Source organism: Thauera sp. 28 (genome assembly GCF_000310145.2).
In the GTDB taxonomy this organism is placed as follows: Bacteria; Pseudomonadota; Gammaproteobacteria; order Burkholderiales; family Rhodocyclaceae; genus Thauera; species Thauera mechernichensis.
Map to the genome: position 1 here is coordinate 95,891 of NZ_AMXA01000010.1, position 15,938 is coordinate 111,828.

The window sequence follows — 15,938 nt, forward strand, 5'->3', positions numbered from 1 at the left end:
AGCAATCGGGCAGAAGCGGCCTTTGCGAAGCGAGGCCGGTAAGCGGGTACTCACAATCTCTTCCTCGCTCGGACGAGGTTCGCATGTCATCCGCGCGTCGACGGGTATCAAGCGACACGTGGACGTCCGTCGGCAAGGCACCCCTCGCCCTCCTCCAATTACCAATAACACTGCCCCAGAAAGGCGCGACCACGCGAACCGCATCCGAGAGGCCGGATCGCTGGCGCCGGAGCCGACCTCTTTCTGGCCTTCGCGAAGACATGTCCCAATTGGCCAGCTCTCGCTCTGCGGCCAACATCCCCCCGGCCCGCCCCCACGAGGAGCTCCACCGTCGACGATTTACGCAGATCCGAAGCGCATCCATTGACTTGCGCACTTTGTGCGCGCACACTGTGCGCACAACTGGAGGGAGCACCAATGGCATGGGAACACACCATTCACAGCGGCACGGCAACACACATTGAATCTGGCGCGGTCTTCGAGGTTGTCTATCGATCTCGAGACGTTCAATCTGTCGACGACTTGGACCTCATTCCCACGAAGAAGGGAAAGTCGAGCCCTGATGACATCGCGAAGCTCAAACAAGACTTATGGCGCCACATTGAGGCCGAGCAGGACAGAGGCGCCCTCTTGGGGATGATCCAGAAGGACTTCCTCGGGGACTGCCAACGGGCAGCGCGAGCGATCACGGGAGTGTCCGGCCAGAAGGTCTCCGAAAGAACTATTCAGGCGTGGCTCATCGACCCTAGCCGGGTGAGTAGCCGCAAGTGCCCTATGTGGGCCGTGAAGGCACTCCGCGACTACCTTGCGGTTCCGGAGAACAAACGCAACCTCGCCGAGTTGGCCGAATACCGCGAGCAAATTGGCCAACAGCGAAGCAGGATCAACGACGTAATCGACCGGCACCAGGTGCGCATGGCGACCACCGAAATCGAGGTCGAGCATGCGAATCGCCAACGCTGGGCCGAGTGCAGTTTCAACGAGCTGCCTACGAGGCTTTTCGAACTGGAAAAGCGCTTCGCTGATCACCTCGAATATCTAAATTGCAAGCTGTCTGCCGTGATGCACGCACTGGAGACAAGCAGTACGTTCGAGGACTTCAAGAGGCTGGTGAAGGACAAGATCAACGAGGAGTGGATGGTCTCGAACGTAGTCAGGAACGCACGCAGGGCGATCGAAGACGGCACTGACGAATTCGCGAACGAGGACGGGGTGCAGAATCATGGGCGGCACACCTAGCTCACGGTTGCCGTCTCCAACGGTGCCTCCTCGCCGCATTTCTCCCGACTTCTCACACCTAGTGATCAGATCGTATCATGCGCGTTCGTCGCAGCTCCTCAGCTCTTCCGAGACGGCGTGAGCGCGACACAACAGGGGAAACCTGCCGTTCGAGGCACCGACCGCGTGCGGGACGCCCCGTTCGATAGGACACACTGACGTCGATTACTTGAGCTCCGGGTTTTGGGCGCTCCAGACGCTCGCAACCGCTATCCCAAGGTCTCAGCCCGGCCAACTGCTGCCGCACGACTATCGGATATACCTGCTGTCACTGCCGCTCGAACGGCCGCTTCGCTTGGCCGACTACCTCTCGGCCAGTGGAGGCTCTTTCCGCTTAGCCTAAGTACGGCGTGAGTAAGACCCTCGTTGTGGAAGGTCGGGTTGCCTGCGGGCAGGATGTGCCGTTTTGTCTCTAGTCGGATCGTATCCGCGTCCTAAGCAACCGACACGGCACCACGCGTGCTACGTGGGGATTCGACAGCGCTTCGGTCGAACAAGGTCTGAAGTATCTTATACGTCATAATGAACGACGCCGCCTAGCTCACGCCCTCGACCCTATCTGCGCTTCGGACTAACTTGCCCTCTGTTCTGCGAATCTTCGCTCGAATCCGAACAACATACGGCCTGGTCGCCCCATGAACAGACCCGTCCGCCAACACAGCGATCGAAAACCTTGAAAAGCGCTCTCTTCGTCGATTTCGACAACGTTTACTCCGGCCTCCGCAAGCTCGACCAAACCATCGCCGACCGCTTCGCCCGCCAACCGCTGGAGTGGATGAACTGGATCATCAATGAACTCGAGTTGCCAGACCACACGCCCGACGGCGCGCGACGGCGCGTCCTGGTCAGGCGCTGCTACCTGAATCCACAGGCGTACCAGCGCTTCCGGCCCTCCTTCAATCTTGCCGGCTTCGAGATCATCGACTGTCCCGCGCTTACGAGCGAGGGCAAGACCAGCACCGATATCCACATGGTGCTCGACATCATTGACCTCCTCCAACACGAGACCCATTACGACGAGTTCATCGTCTTCTCGGCGGACGCCGACTTCACGCCCGTTCTGCGCAAGCTGAGGCGGTGGGATCGTCGCACGACGGTGCTGGCAATCGGCTTTCCATCAGCGGCGTATCGCGCCTCTGCCGACCTTCTGATCGATCAGGATGAGTTCGTCCGCAATGCACTTGGCTTCAAGGACGAGGACGAGCCACCGGTCACGGAATCCGTGGTGGCCCCGCCGAAGCCAGCGTCGGATGCCAGCACCTTGTCAGCCGCTGCGCGGGTGCTCGTGGAGGAAACGGTCCGAGAATCTGCTGTCGCCGTGCCCATGGCGAAGGTTGCAGCGCACATCTTGGACACCCTGGAGGGAATGGACGCATCGACCTGGGCGGGCCATGGGAGCTTTCGAGGGCTCATCGAATCTTGGGATGCCGACTCGGTTCGTTTCACCACGGCGGGAGGCGGCGTAATCTACGATCCACGCCGCCACACCGCCCCGACCGCAACACCCGTCGCCAGTGCAAAGCCGCTTGACCGAGATACCGACAGCGTGACCGAGGCCATACGAAAGGAAGTCGCGCGATCCTCCACCGTCGTCCCCTGCAGTCGCCTCGCCAAGCACCTCACGGAGATGTTCAGCACTATCGCAGCGGACTGGAATGGCAAGGGCAGCTTCCGAAAATACGTCGAAGGTCTCGATCTCGCGCCACTGTGCTTCGATTGGACCAGCGGAGGCGGGGTGATCTACGACCCAACTCGGCCCGAAGCACGCACTCGAAACGGGAACGGCACGACCGACTGGGGTAACGATCGGGACATCTTCGTCGTCGCCACCCAGATCCATGAGGTCTCGGACGCGCCCCTGCTCAGGCCGAACGATTACCGCGCGCTGTTTTCGATCATCGAACAGGACACCCGCTCGCACCCGTTCGATCTCAAGGAAACTGGCAAGCGCGTTCGCGATGGTCTGCGAGAGCGCGGGCTCGGGGGAAGCCGCCTCGACGTCAACTGGGTTTTACGCGGTCTGCTCATGCGTGGTCATGTTTTCGGCAAAGTGTTGGCGCCGGCCGAAAACTGACCATCTAACGGGGTGAATTCCGGTTGAAGACTGACCAGGGTGTTTAACCTCTCTGCCTCATTTTGAGGCAGAGGACATGAGGTGATCACCATGGAACTGTTGGGGAAGGTCAGACGGATGCATTACCGGGACGGGCTGTCCCGTTCGGAGATTGCGCGGCGCACGGGGCTGTCGCGCAACACGGTGAAGAAGTGGCTGACGGCCCCTGAGGCCGTCGAGCCGCGTTACCGGCGCTTGCAAGCACCGGGCAAGTTGGATCCCTTCCACGGTGCGCTGTTGCAGGCGCTGGAAGCCGATGCGCGGCGCCCGAAGCGCGACCGGCGTACGGCGAAGGCGCTTTACGCGGAACTGAAATCGCAGGGCTATGCCGGCGGTTACACGGTCCTGACCGATTTCATCCGCCACTGGCGTGAGCAGGCGGGCGCGAACGCGCCGACGCGCGCCTTTGTGCCGCTGAGGTTCGAGCTGGGCGAAGCGTTCCAGTTCGACTGGAGCGAAGAGCGGCTGGTGATCGGCGGGGTCTGGCGGAAGCTTCTGGTGGCGCACCTGAAGTTGTGTGCGAGCCGAGCCTTCGTGCTGATCGCCTACCCGAGCCAAAGTCACGAGATGCTGTTCGACGCCCACACACGCAGTTTCCAGGCGCTGGGCGGGATTCCCCGGCGCGGCATCTACGACAATATGAAGACGGCGGTCGACAAGGTCAAGAAGGGTAAGGGCCGGGTGGTCAATGCACGCTTCTCGGCGCTGTGCTCGCACTATCTGTTCGATCCGGACTTCTGCAACGTCGCCTCGGGATGGGAGAAAGGTGTCGTCGAGAAGAACGTGCAGGACAGCCGGCGGCGGATCTGGCAGGAGGCCGGCACGTTGCGCTTTGGCAGCTTTGCTGAGCTGAACGCCTGGCTGCTGGCCCGTTGCCAGGCCCTGTGGCAGGAAGTGCGTCATCCCGAGTACGCGTTGTCGGTGGCCGAGATGCTCGAACACGAGCAACCGCACCTGATGCCGATGGTGTCTGCCTTCGATGGGTATGTCGAAGAGCCGGGCCGCGTGTCGAGCACCTGTCTGGTGACGGCCGCCCGCAACCACTACTCGGTGCCGTGCGAGCTGGCGGGCAAGCTGATCAGCAAGCGGTTCTATCCGGAGCGCATCGAGATCGTGTTCGACGAGGTCGTGATGGCAAGTCACCCGCGCCTGTTCGAGCGGGGGCAAACCCGCTACGACTGGCGCCACTACCTGCCGCTGGTGGAGCGCAAGCCCGGGGTGTTGAGGAACGGGGCGCCGTTTGCCGAGATGCCCGAGCCGCTGGTGCGGCTGCAACGCCTGCTGCTGCGGCGCGAAGGCGGTGACCGGGTGATGAGCCAGATGCTCGCGGTGGTGCCCAAGGCCGGGCTCGACACGGTGCTCGTCGCCGTCGAGTTGGTGCTCGAATCGGGTGTGGTCAGTGTGGAGCATGTGCTCAATGTCATTGCCCGGCTCAACCAGGCGCCGTTGCCCGAATCGGTGCCGACCACGCTGCAGGTCAAGGAGGCGCCGGTGGCCGACACCGGTCGCTACGACCGCCTGCGTACCCAGGAGGCTGATCATGCGTGAGCTCGGCGCCGAACTGAAAGCCTTGCGTCTGTATGGCATGGCCAGCACCTGGGCCGAGTTGAGCGCCAATGGCGGTGACGTCGGGCTCCAGAGCGCGTGCTGGCTCATCGAGCGCCTGTTGGAGGCCGAATCCACCGACCGCGCCATGCGCTCGGTCCGCTACCAGATGTCGGCCGCCCGCTTCCCCGTTCATCGGGATCTGGCGGGTTTCGACTTCGGGCAGTCGTGCGTTGAGCGCAAGCTCATCACAGGACTGGCCGATCTGTCGTTTACCGACCAGGCGCACAACGTCGTCTTCATCGGCGGGCCGGGCACGGGCAAGACCCATCTGGCAACGGCGCTGGGCGTCTCAGGGATTACGCGTCATGGCCGGCGAGTGCGCTTTTACTCGACGGTCGATCTGGTCAATGCGCTCGAACAGGAGAAGGCCGCTGGCAAAGCCGGGCGGCTTGCGCTGTCGCTGCGCAGCATGGACCTGGTCATCCTCGATGAGCTGGGCTATCTCCCCTTCAGCCAAGCCGGCGGCGCCTTGCTCTTCCACCTGCTCTCCAAGCTCTACGAACACACCAGCGTGATGATCACGACCAACCTGACCTTCGGGGAATGGGCCAGCGTGTTCGGCGACGCCAAGATGACGACGGCGCTGCTGGACCGGCTGACGCATCACTGCCACATCGTGGAGACCGGTAACGAGTCGTGGCGCTTCCAGCACAGCAGCGCGGCCGCCAAGTCCCGCATCCAGTCAAGGGAGAAGAGCAAGCGGGCTGTAGCGTCTGAAAGCGACGGGGCTGACCCGTTCTGAGCCGGCGCGACGCGGGGGAATCTGCTTCGGGCTACGCCCTTCGCAGATTCCCCCGCGTCGCCTCTCCCTCGCTCGACAGCAAGCACACAGGAGGGCAAACAGGACCGCGAATCCGATACACTTATCCACAGCTGCAGCAATGACGAGCAGCTATCGCCCCTGGTCAAAATTCAACCGGTACACCTGGTCAATATTGGACCGGCGCCGACACACCGGGCTCCGTCACCAGCCCGGGTCTTGCGGTGTCGAACTCCGTGTCCGACACGGCGAGAAAACGGTCGGCGCCCGCGCGGAAGCCGTAGCCGGCGTGAAAGAAGACAATTAGAGCGTCCTGCACCGGCAGTGACGGCTGGGGCTGCGCGCCATCGGGTTCCACAGTAATGCCCACACGTCGAATCGACGCGGCCACCTCGTCTGGAGTGGAAACGCAAATTGCCTCGATCGACGCCAGAACGGACGCCCGCGTCGGATCGCGCAGCGTTTGCACGTTGAATCCGCTCGCAGACGGCGCTTGGGGGATGGGTGGCCGAGGAATACGTCACCGTTCATGTCGGACGAAATGAACGGCCGCTGACTGCCGTTGGTGGCTTTCGCGACCTGGGTCGTCGTCTGGGAGAGCGCCACCCACAACGAGATGTTGGGCGACTGCAGTTCCCGCAGCAAGGTGCCAGTGTAGGGCGAGTGGCTATCCGCGCCACTGTCCATCGCCAACTGGCCGGGCGATTTGGCGTAGGCCGCGATCTGTCCGCTAGTCGATGCTCCCAGTCCTCCCCCGCTGCGATGTCGCTGCGGTCCAGGTAGCCCTCGAACTGCAGCAACTTGAGTGCAGTGACCAGTTCCTCGGCCAGCGTGCCGCAGTCCTGCCGGGCATAGGACACGAACACCTTCGGGGCGATCTTCGCTGCAATGTCCAAGGTCCGCCCTCCTGCGCGTTGGCGCCCCCTCTGCAAGGGCACGGTCAACTTTGGTCCACGTCCAGGCGCGGGTCCAGCCCGTCGAAATATGTCTCGGCCCGCCAGGGGCGTTCGATTACGCGACTTCAGCAGGCCGAAAACAGCGCGCTCGCCCGAGAGCGAACTTCAGTCAGTCAACGGCATTTCGGGCCATAACGGGACGCCAGATCGCCGGCTTGGTCATCGGTTGCAAGAACATACACAATCAGCCGGAAGCAGCAGTGGCCGTTAGTTTCACTTGCAGGCCGATGGAGCTCGTCTATGTTGAAGTAATGGCGTGATACAAGGTTCCCGTCCGGGAGAGGTCCGCAATCCTCATTTTTCTTTTCGAACCCTTAGCTAGAAATCCTGCCGAGACGAATATCGCATCACTTCGACTATTGCAACGTCCGAAGTGCCCCTGACTTTCGTCTTTACTGATTGATGGATAAAACATGGCAAGTAGGCAACTCCTCGCTGTCGCCAACTATTGGCTTCTCGAGATCGGTAAATATAACAAATGAAGAAACTCGCGCCGCATTAGAAGTCAAAACCAATATCTCTTAAGATTGAATCGCGCATTAGTACCGCAACTCCGATTACTCGCGATTAGGCGGAGGAGAGAGCTATGATTCGCACGAGACATCCATCACTATTGATTTTCATTGCGGCGATCTTCGTGTCGTCATCTAGTTTCGCGCAGGGCATCATCGAGCAGAAAAGATGCCCAAATGCAGAAAAGGGGCATCACGATGGTAATGGTGGTGGGTATTCGGACCAATTTACCTACGAGTCTTGGGTTGACGACGACATGGATCGGGACGGTAGGTATTTCCGGCGATGCATTGAAAACAAAGCATCGAAGAGTATCTGGACTCATTGGAAGGGAGTGCTTTCTAGCAGTTGGATTCCAGTTGAGCATCGCCTATTCGGTTCCACATTCATCACTAGAGGGGAGGTTGATAATAGCAAAACCGATCTCTGGTGGGGAGATAATAGGAGCCAAAGGTTAGTTGCAGAGGCGAGGTGTTACAAAGGAGAGGACGCCTGCAAGGGAGCCAAGACCTCAAGAGTCGGGCAGTTTATGATGGTTCAATGGTCGGGCTCTATCGGCCGGGCTTTTAGTCTCTCGGAAGAACTCGCGAGCGCGCTGGACTCGAAGAAGGACTTCGCCGTTCACTCCTACCAAGAGTTCTTTGTATCCTCTGACGGACAAAGTCAAAATGCGAATCTTTCTAAGATTGCACTCAGTGTAAGTAGCCGATTAAATGCAGGCGAGTTGGCTTACTCCGTCCGCGTACAGACATCGGTTGGACTATCACTGAAGAACTCGGAGGAGACTCTTTTTCGTCTTAGCGTGGCTGATAGCAAGTTTTCGAAAATGGTTCCGATCGATGAAATTAGATTCACCAATTATTTGCTAAACTGGGCATCAGGCCGACGTATTGATGTCATGAAGGAAGTCAAGTTCAGGCCAAGCCGTATTTTCGCTCGCATGATTAGCATCGACGTGATCGACTCTTCCGAGGTTGTTATTGCCTCGATACCCATGACTGTCCTTGAGGGTGAGTAAGTTGCCTCGGTCCGCCCCCTCACTACGTGACCTTATTTTTGGGTGGCCTAATTGGGCGCTGCCGGGAATTCTCTCACTACTTTCCCCATGGCTTGCTCATGTTATGAGGCTGCCTCTTATCAGCGATTGGTACCAACCACATCTCAATTCCGCAACCAGTGCCTTGGTAGCTGTCGTTTTTCTTTGCGCCTATGCTTTACTTTTCAGAGAATCCGAGAAGGCTAAGAGAGCTTGGCTTTTGCGAGTTGTATCGGTCTTCATTGGTTCTTTTGTTGTTTGTCTTCTTACTCCAGTTCTACTCAGTCAAGGTTGGGAGATCCCAACTCTGATCGTGGATCTCATAAACTTGATGCATGTTCTCTTATATGTCGTGTTATTTTCCGCATTTTCTGTAGGGCTGATGATTGCATTTCTCCTTAGCGCATCTGTTTATAGAAAATCGAAGAAATTCGATAAACCTGCTGAGAATGATACAGAGAATGCGCACTCTGAAAGGAGAATCCTTGTGCTGTTCTTGGGAGCAAATCCTAAGGACACAAGCAGACTGAGGCTTGATGAGGAGGTCCGGAGTATCGACGAGGCTCTCAGAATGGCGTCACAGCGTGATAAACTGGAGATCGTACAACACTGGGCTGTACGAGTTTCCGACTTACAAAGTTGCCTTCTTCGTTACAGTCCTGACATTCTGCATTTTAGTGGACACGCGAGTGCCGCTAACGGAATCCTCATAGAGGATCAGAGTGGAAACGGCCGACCTGTGTCTACAGACGCGTTGCGTAAATTGTTTTCGATATTCAAGGGAAAGGTACGGTGCATAGTGCTCAATGCGTGTTATTCCGAGCAACAAGCTCGCGCTATCGCGCAGGAGATTGACTGCGTTATCGGAAATTCGGAGGCAATAGAAGATCAAGCCGCGATTACTTTTGCAGCAGGGTTTTACGAAGCAATCGGGCATGGGAAAGATATACATACTGCATATGAGTTGGGCTGTAGTCGTTTGCAAATGGAGTGGCCCAGTGAGCGCACGACGCCGAAATTGATAGCTGTGAATGTCGACCCCAAGGACGTCTTGCTCGTACCAAAGCCTAAAGCGACATGACTAGGTGGCGAACTCCGAGACTCGCTAAACTAGCTGTCCTCCGACGCCCAAGTCTACTTGTTGTGGTTCAACTTGATTGCGGTTGGGGGTCAGGGTGCAATCTGAATGACCGTCCCCTCGGGGTCGGGGTCCAGATAGCCGCAGTGAGGTCGCAGCGTTTCCGTGCGCCTGCTGGGCTGGAAGTCTCAGTCCCGCCATCACGGGCCGCAACGGCCCCGCCGGTCTGACCGCGCTTGACGTGCTCATAGACCCGATTGGGCTGCGGTAATTTCCTGGCTTCCCGTTGATCCGCGACCTGGTCGTGGAGAGGATGCAGTTGTTCGCCCATCCCCATTACCTCAGCGCCTTGGTGAATAACGACGAGCTACTGCTCGAGCGGGAACCGCTGCAGAAGCCGGCCGAGCGCGAGCGCCTGGACGGGCGGCGAGACGAATGCATCCTGTGCGCTTGCAGCAGTGTGCCATGTCCGCCTACAGGTGGAATCCAGGCAAGTTCATCGGGCCTTCGTGGCCGTTGAAGGCGTCCAGCTTCATCGCCGACAGCCGAGAGACCGCTTCGGCCGAGCGCCTGGATTACGTTGACGATCTGCATCGCCTTCACTTCTCCCGCATGACCATGGCCTGCACCGAGGTCTGCGCGAAGGGCTTGCGTCTCTCGCAGGCGGTTTAGCGTATCTGCCTGGCACTTCTGGGCTGTTCATCCGAGCCTCAAGCACCGCACACTGCTGCAGTCACTTCGCTGCGTGCGCAAACGGGAGTTGGCGCTGCACCCTTCGAGTCCGAGCCGGTTGAGTGAGAGCCATCTCGGAGTGCTGGTGTAAGTGGAGCACAAAGTGCGAGACATCCCGCCCGGTGGTCTGCGCCAGGGAGGGTTCGCCCCAGATCGTGAGCAGGGCTCACAACCGTCGTTGTGCTGGATGTCCGTAAGGACGCGGACAGTCGCGTGTTGCACGCTTGCACCAGCGTGGCCGTGAACGCGCTCATGTCCAGAGCAGTGGTGATCCGAGGCGCGATTGTGCGATCCAACATCACACGCTGGTTATTATCGAGCACGAACTGGATCGACCCCTACAGTCGGGTTGTCGATGGCCGGCCGAAGCAGACACCGTCCAGCGCGCCATCAAGCCTGCAGACTGGATCAAGTTGCCTGGCCAATTATGTAACGAGGCACCTGACCAGTACGTGGCCTAGTTCCACCTAGCTGAACACGTTGCTTAGACCGATCGATTCGTGTTCTCCTCAGGCTAAAACAATTGTTGCTGCAGTCTGACTGGAAAGTCGGATGCGAATCCCTTCGTAGAGGGGATTGCGATGAATGTGTAAATGGCTATAGTTAAAAACTTGACTATTTTTATTAGATTAGAATACTGGAGTCACCTTTTTTATAAGGATGGATATCCGGCTATTAATCGAAAATATCAGACTGTCCGTTTTGGGAAAATGAAAAAGTCATCAAGTTTTGGAACAATTGTTAAAAAGGCAAGTGGGGGGTGATTGAGAAATGCGGTGCAGTTGAGTTATGTTTAAATGGCTCCGTGAGAACCCTCGTTTTTTTGTTGGTTGTGTGATAATGAGTAGCTGCGTGGCTTATCTATTAACGGGCTATTCAAATCATGTCTTCGAGAATCCAGCAGGGACCCGCCTCAACAACTCAACGAAGGCAGGGAATTCGAAAAGCCTGCTGTGATGTAGTGGAAGTGACCTACGGCGATGCTCTTCAGGCACTCCTTGACGGGAACTTGCCCGCAGATTTCGCTGGCTGGGGGCTTCGTGAGCCACGCCGCCCTTTCAATGGTGGACCGCATACCTTGGCGCACTATGCAGCGAGGCGAGGACTACTTCCCGATGGCTTTGAATGTTGGGGCCTTGTAAACGGTCGTGGAGAGACCGTCGCACATGTTGCGCTTGAGCGCGGTCCGCTGCCGTCCAGTTTCGACCGCTGGGAACTGAAGGGAGCCTTTTATGAACCTGTTGCGCATGTCGCAGCGAAGACTGGGCGTCTCCCACAAGGCTTCTGGCTCTGGGAACTGATGAATGACTACGGCAATACGGTCGCTCATTCTGCAGCCTACGCGGGTCGGTTGCCTAAAGACTTCGATCGCTGGGAACTGAGAGCCGCTGACCTGTCAACAGTCGCTCACGCATCTGCGTTTGCTGGAAACCTGCCCGAGCGCTTCTCAGCCTGGCACCTACGAGACGGCTTCGGAGAAACAGTTGCTAGCCTGGCACTGCGTCATTGTCGCATGGGGAGTGAGTACGCCCGGCGTTACGCCGCTTATCAAGCCGCAAGACTTGCGGACGCCATCGAGGTGGAGCGCCGGGATAATAAAGGGATGGCTGGCATTGCGAGTAAGCCGGCTTGCATTTCCCCTTGCAAGTCCGCAATTGCGCGAGATAGTGGTCCTTAATATCACCTTAGATCTTCGAGCATGGCTTCGCGTGCTTTTAGATGCCGTAGGGCTCAATCCCGCAAAACTCGATGTGATCAGAGAAAATGTCGATCATCAGGAATTTTTTCTTTCCAGCGAGGCATCTGGAAAGATCCTCAGGAGCCAAGGAGTACATGCAAGGCTCCCCTTTATGAAGCGCTGAAAGCTGATGAAGGAGAGGCATGCAGTTTGCCGATTGGCTTTGAAGTGGAAGAACTGCTGTTTGATCCTCCCGGCTGTGGATGCCATCGATAATGCAAACTGAGAAATATGGTTGCTGGTCTCCGAGTGAATTTACGTTGCTCGAGGAATTGATCACAAGCCATATTCCCGGATCAGCCTGGTGTGAACGTTTATCGGGAATTTTTGAAGCAGAGATTGAGCTGATCCGGGATCGGTGCAACAGCTTGGCAATGGTATCTGCGTTGAAAGAAATGGTATAGAAAGCCATAGAAGTAAAGACTGTGATTAGTTGGATGATACATCATTTCATAAATAATCTTGTTTTTAATGTCGTAAATTGAGTTCAAAGGGCAGCCGGATAGAGGTAACGATCGCGTTGATGATAATGCAGGCTGGTCGCCAGGAGCTTTTCAGAAGTCGGGCTCTCTTTGATTAATGATCCAGGTCAGGGAATCTGTTTGGTCTTTGAGGGGCTGTGCTGATTGCGCTGCCTGTTTCGCCCATTTTGGGGGTGCTTGTTGAGCGCCAAGATGCCCTTTTTGACCGTTACAAAGCGCAGCTGATGGGGTGCCTTCATCGTCGGCCGGTTGCAAGCCTTGCTATGAACTGCTCGCTTCGCTCCTTGATTCTTCCGTCCGCGTGGTAGCCCTCAGCACAATGTCACCAGAACGCGTTTGGTCTTCACGAACCGCTTTCCACCTGGCATCTGTGGGACTACCTACCTACGACTGCCACCATCTTAGTGAATGGCAGGGAAGGGGCCTGGCTGGGCAAGGTGGTCATTGGTGCGCCTGCGAGGAGCGAAAACAATCTCTGTTTGCTATCGTCAATACTTTCCGTAGAGCAATGAGGTCAATTCGTGTCCGAACGGGGCGTCGATGGTCGTGCAGCCAAGCGCACGGATGATCAGAGGTACATGAAGGAAGTCGAGGCCCTACGTGAGGCTGCCCATTTCCTGGCCTCTGCAGGCTCTGAGCTCGAGTCACTGCGTCTAGAGCTTGCGGTCCTTACGGTAACTGGTGAGCGCCGTTCGAGGGCATCCCCCGGTGACATCCGTCCCCAGAAGGTCCGTCGTCGAGAGCTTTAGGGTAAGCGTCCGCCCAATGCCGTCTTCCCTTCAGCGTAGCTGTCGCTGACGATCACCCCCTCGGAGGGGGCACCCAACTTTGTGCCCACAATGGATTTCATGGACACAAATTTGGACCAACGCCCGCATCGCGACCTGCGCGGCCCATACCGCCGCCATTCGATCGATTTCAAGCGCACCGTCGTCGAACAGTCGCTGCAGCCGGGCGCCTCCGTGTCGCGTCTCGCGCGCCAACACGACGTCAACGCCAACCAGATCTTCGCGTGGCGCAAGGCCTACCAGGAAGGTCGCCTGGGGGTGGCTGCGTTCGTGCCGATCATCCTCGCCGACACCGACGATGAGGACGCGCCCGAGATGCTCGATACCCCAGCGGCCGCGTTCGGTCGGCTGACGATCGAGCGCAAGGGCGCACGGCTGACTGTCGAAGGACGTCCCGACGCCCAGGTGCTCGCGCAGGTTCTCGCGGTACTGCTGCGGTGATCGTCCCGCCTGCGGGCACGCGGATCTGGATCGCAGCCGGGATCACCGACATGCGGCGCGGCTTCGACGGCCTGGCCGCGCTCGTTCAGACCCAACTCCAAGCCGATCCCTTCAGCGGACAGATCTTCGTGTTCCGGGGCCGGCGTGGAGATCGGATCAAGGTGCTGTGGTGGGACGGCGACGGGCCGTGCCTGTTCGCCAAGCGGCTCGAGCACGGTAAATTCGTCTGGCCGCAGGTGACTCATGGGACCGTGGCGCTGACGCCGGCCCAGTTGTCGATGCTGCTCGAGGGCATCGACTGGCGGCGTCCGGTCAGAACGGCGCCGAATCGCGCTGCATAGCGGCTTATAGGAGCTTTTTAGCGTCATTTGGCGGCTTTTGGCGGCATGCTCCGGTATCATGTCGCCATGTCGAACACCCCTGTTTCCTCTCCTGACGAAGTCATCGCCCTGCGGGCGAAGGTGAGCGAACAGGCCGCCGAGATCGAGCACCTGAAGCTGGTGATCGCCAAGCTGCGCCGCATGCAGTTCGGCCGCAGCTCGGAGCAGATGAACGAGATGCTCGGCCAGTTGGAGCTCTCGCTCGAGGAGCTCGAGACCCTGCGTGCCGAGACCCCGGCCGAACCGCCCGCGCCAGCCGATATGCGCGAGGTGCCCCCGCCCCGCAAACCGCTCCCCGATCATCTGCCACGCGACATTGAGGAGCACCTGCCTTCGGCGTGCGACTGCCCAGCCTGTGGCACCTCGCTCAAGAAGCTGGGCGAGACCGTCAGCGAGATGCTCGAGTACGTGCCGGCGAGCTTCCGGGTGATCCGTCATGTGCGCCCGAAGTTCGCCTGCAGCCGCTGCGACACGATCGTGCAGGCGAACGCGCCCGCGCGACCGATCGCCCGGGGGCTGGCCGGCGCGGGGCTCCTGGCCCATGTGCTGGTCGCGAAGTATTGCGATCACCTGCCGCTGTACCGCCAGAGCACCATCTACGCTCGGGAGGGTGTCGAACTCGAGCGCTCCACGCTGGCCGACTGGGTGGGGCAATGCAATGCGCTGCTGCGCCCGTTGGTCGAGGCGCTGCGCAAGCATGTGCTCTCGGCCACCAAGCTGCATGCCGACGACACCCCGGTGCCGGTGCTCTCGCCGGGTGAAGGCCAGACCCGGACCGGTCGGTTGTGGACCTACGTGCGCGATGACCGCCCTGCAGGCGATGAGACACCCCCTGCCGTGTGGTTCGCCTACTCGCCCAATCGCCGGGGCGAGCACCCGCAACGCCACCTCGCGCGCTTCAAGGGCGTGCTGCAGGCAGATGCCTTTGCCGGATTCGCGCCGCTCTATCTGGGCGGGGCCATCCAGGAGGCCGCCTGCTGGGCACATGTGCGGCGCAAGTTCTACGATCTGCACAAGACGCAGGCCTCGCCCCTGGCGGCCGAGGCGCTCAAGCAGATCGGCCTGCTGTACGCGGTTGAAGAGGCGATTCGCGGCAAACCGCCCGAACTGCGCCGGGCCGAGCGGCAGGCGCGCGCTGGCCCCGTGCTGGTCGCGCTACGCGCCTGGTTCGACGCCACGCTCAAACAACTCTCGCAGAAATCGGCATTGGCCGAGGCGATCCGCTATGCGCTCGCCCGCTGGGACGCGCTCGTGCGCTACAGCACCGACGGGCGCATCGAGATCGACAACAACGCCGCCGAACGGGCGCTGCGCACGGTCGCCCTGGGTCGGAAGAATTTCCTCTTCGGGGGCTCCAACGCCGGGGGCGAGCGTGCGGCGGCGATCTACAGCCTGATCGGCTCGGCCAAGCTCAACGGCCTCGACCCCGAGGCCTACCTGCGTCATGTGATCGGCCGCATCGCCGAGCATCCGGTCAATCGTGTCGATGAGCTGTTGCCGTGGAAGGTCGAGCTGAAGGTGCCGGCTCCCGAACAGAAGGCCGCCTGATGAAGTATCCCGCCGTCGACCCGCTGGCAGCGCTCAAGAACGTGGACTGGCTGATATCAAATGGGGGCCAGATCTCGCTCGGCGCTGTCGGCCCGGTTGAGTGTGCCGCAGTGGCCAGTGACGAGAGTGAATGCCTGGCGATGCTACAGCGCCGCGATGGTGAATCCCTCTACCAGCTTCTGACCCGCCTCGATGCCGCCATCGCCCGCGCATGGAATGAGGGCGAGTTCACCGACGAGATCAACCCGGACTGCTGAATAACTGGCAAGACGGCGATCGTCGGACGCTTACGCTTTAGGCAACGTGGTCTGGTAGATGCGAAAACCAAGAACCTGAAAATTTAAAAGAACACGAAATCTCTTAAGAAAAAACTTGCATTGGTTTTAAAAATGATTTAGGCTCTCTTCATCTTATAGAGGAGGGGAGATTGTTTTACATCGGAAGAAAGGATGTAGTCTTTAGGGAATTTGGTGTCGTCAGGGCAGTC

At 58.9% G+C, this 15,938-nt stretch carries 12 protein-coding genes and 2 pseudogenes; 11 read left to right on the plus strand and 3 right to left on the minus strand.

Annotated elements, in window-relative coordinates; translation table 11 throughout:
• Positions 1-417 precede the first annotated feature (417 nt).
• From C662_RS09595 to istB, 4 genes are all read left to right on the plus strand, one after another.
• Complete coding sequence (locus tag C662_RS09595; protein ID WP_002928004.1) at positions 418-1,239, plus strand: hypothetical protein; 822 nt, start codon at positions 418-420, stop codon at positions 1,237-1,239.
• Positions 1,240-1,951: 712 nt separating this feature from the next.
• On the plus strand, positions 1,952-3,352 hold the full coding sequence (locus C662_RS09600; protein ID WP_002928006.1) for an NYN domain-containing protein: 1,401 nt from the start codon (positions 1,952-1,954) through the stop codon (positions 3,350-3,352).
• A 90-nt stretch (positions 3,353-3,442) separates the two neighbouring features.
• On the plus strand, positions 3,443-4,939 hold the full coding sequence (istA, locus tag C662_RS09605; protein WP_037984367.1) for an IS21 family transposase: 1,497 nt from the start codon (positions 3,443-3,445) through the stop codon (positions 4,937-4,939).
• A complete protein-coding gene (gene istB / locus C662_RS09610; RefSeq protein WP_002928008.1) occupies positions 4,932-5,741 on the plus strand; it encodes an IS21-like element helper ATPase IstB in 810 nt (269 codons plus the stop codon). The genes istA and istB overlap by 8 nt, the downstream gene beginning before the upstream one ends.
• A gap of 187 nt (positions 5,742-5,928) precedes the next feature.
• Here the strand turns inward: istB and C662_RS09615 are convergent, their stop codons facing one another.
• Positions 5,929-6,228 carry a hypothetical protein gene (locus C662_RS09615; protein ID WP_002928011.1) on the minus strand — a complete coding sequence of 100 codons (300 nt, stop codon included), beginning with the start codon at positions 6,226-6,228 and terminating at the stop codon, positions 5,929-5,931.
• A gap of 65 nt (positions 6,229-6,293) precedes the next feature.
• A pseudogene (locus C662_RS20750) lies at positions 6,294-6,743 on the minus strand (caspase family protein); the annotation flags it as partial.
• A gap of 558 nt (positions 6,744-7,301) precedes the next feature.
• On the opposite strand from C662_RS20750, the gene C662_RS20280 reads away from it, so the two are divergent.
• From C662_RS20280 to C662_RS19765, 3 genes are all read left to right on the plus strand, one after another.
• On the plus strand, positions 7,302-8,246 hold the full coding sequence (locus tag C662_RS20280) for a hypothetical protein (RefSeq protein ID WP_157354497.1): 945 nt from the start codon (positions 7,302-7,304) through the stop codon (positions 8,244-8,246).
• Positions 8,247-8,349: 103 nt separating this feature from the next.
• Entirely contained in the window at positions 8,350-9,345 is a 996-nt protein-coding gene (locus tag C662_RS20285) for a CHAT domain-containing protein (protein WP_198291889.1), read from the plus strand.
• 462 nt (positions 9,346-9,807) lie between these two features.
• Positions 9,808-10,014, plus strand: coding sequence for a hypothetical protein (locus C662_RS19765; protein ID WP_002928019.1), 207 nt, complete (start codon positions 9,808-9,810; stop codon positions 10,012-10,014).
• A 1,775-nt stretch (positions 10,015-11,789) separates the two neighbouring features.
• On the opposite strand, the gene C662_RS20290 is transcribed toward C662_RS19765, so the two are convergent.
• Positions 11,790-12,224 (minus strand): hypothetical protein, encoded by a 435-nt coding sequence (locus tag C662_RS20290; protein ID WP_157354501.1) that lies wholly within the window; start codon positions 12,222-12,224, stop codon positions 11,790-11,792.
• 1,011 nt (positions 12,225-13,235) lie between these two features.
• Between C662_RS20290 and C662_RS09630 the strand changes: the two are divergent.
• The 4 genes and pseudogenes from C662_RS09630 to C662_RS09645 form a co-directional block, all read left to right on the plus strand.
• Positions 13,236-13,523: pseudogene (locus C662_RS09630) on the plus strand (transposase); the annotation flags it as partial.
• The gene (tnpB, locus tag C662_RS09635; protein WP_002928023.1) at positions 13,520-13,864 is read left to right on the plus strand and encodes an IS66 family insertion sequence element accessory protein TnpB; all 345 of its coding nucleotides are present in this window, start codon (positions 13,520-13,522) and stop codon (positions 13,862-13,864) included. The pseudogene C662_RS09630 and the gene tnpB, both read left to right, overlap by 4 nt.
• Positions 13,865-13,930: 66 nt before the next feature.
• Entirely contained in the window at positions 13,931-15,451 is a 1,521-nt protein-coding gene (gene tnpC, locus C662_RS09640; protein WP_037984387.1) for an IS66 family transposase, read from the plus strand.
• Positions 15,451-15,708, plus strand: a complete 258-nt coding sequence (locus C662_RS09645; RefSeq protein ID WP_002928030.1) for a hypothetical protein — start codon at positions 15,451-15,453, stop codon at positions 15,706-15,708. The genes tnpC and C662_RS09645 overlap by 1 nt, the downstream gene beginning before the upstream one ends.
• Positions 15,709-15,938: the final 230 nt, after the last annotated feature.

What these genes read in the sequence shown, in the direction of transcription:
- C662_RS20280 (WP_157354497.1), top strand. Translation starts at nt 7,302, where the DNA reads ATGATTCGCACGAGACATCCATCACTATTGATTTTCATTGCGGCGATC.
- C662_RS20290 (WP_157354501.1), bottom strand. Translation starts at nt 12,224, where the DNA reads ATGGCTTTCTATACCATTTCTTTCAACGCAGATACCATTGCCAAGCTG.
- tnpC (WP_037984387.1), top strand. Translation starts at nt 13,931, where the DNA reads ATGTCGAACACCCCTGTTTCCTCTCCTGACGAAGTCATCGCCCTGCGG.
- C662_RS19765 (WP_002928019.1), top strand. Translation starts at nt 9,808, where the DNA reads ATGTCCGCCTACAGGTGGAATCCAGGCAAGTTCATCGGGCCTTCGTGG.
- C662_RS09595 (WP_002928004.1), top strand. Translation starts at nt 418, where the DNA reads ATGGCATGGGAACACACCATTCACAGCGGCACGGCAACACACATTGAA.
- C662_RS20285 (WP_198291889.1), top strand. Translation starts at nt 8,350, where the DNA reads ATGAGGCTGCCTCTTATCAGCGATTGGTACCAACCACATCTCAATTCC.
- istB (WP_002928008.1), top strand. Translation starts at nt 4,932, where the DNA reads ATGCGTGAGCTCGGCGCCGAACTGAAAGCCTTGCGTCTGTATGGCATG.
- istA (WP_037984367.1), top strand. Translation starts at nt 3,443, where the DNA reads ATGGAACTGTTGGGGAAGGTCAGACGGATGCATTACCGGGACGGGCTG.
- C662_RS09645 (WP_002928030.1), top strand. Translation starts at nt 15,451, where the DNA reads ATGAAGTATCCCGCCGTCGACCCGCTGGCAGCGCTCAAGAACGTGGAC.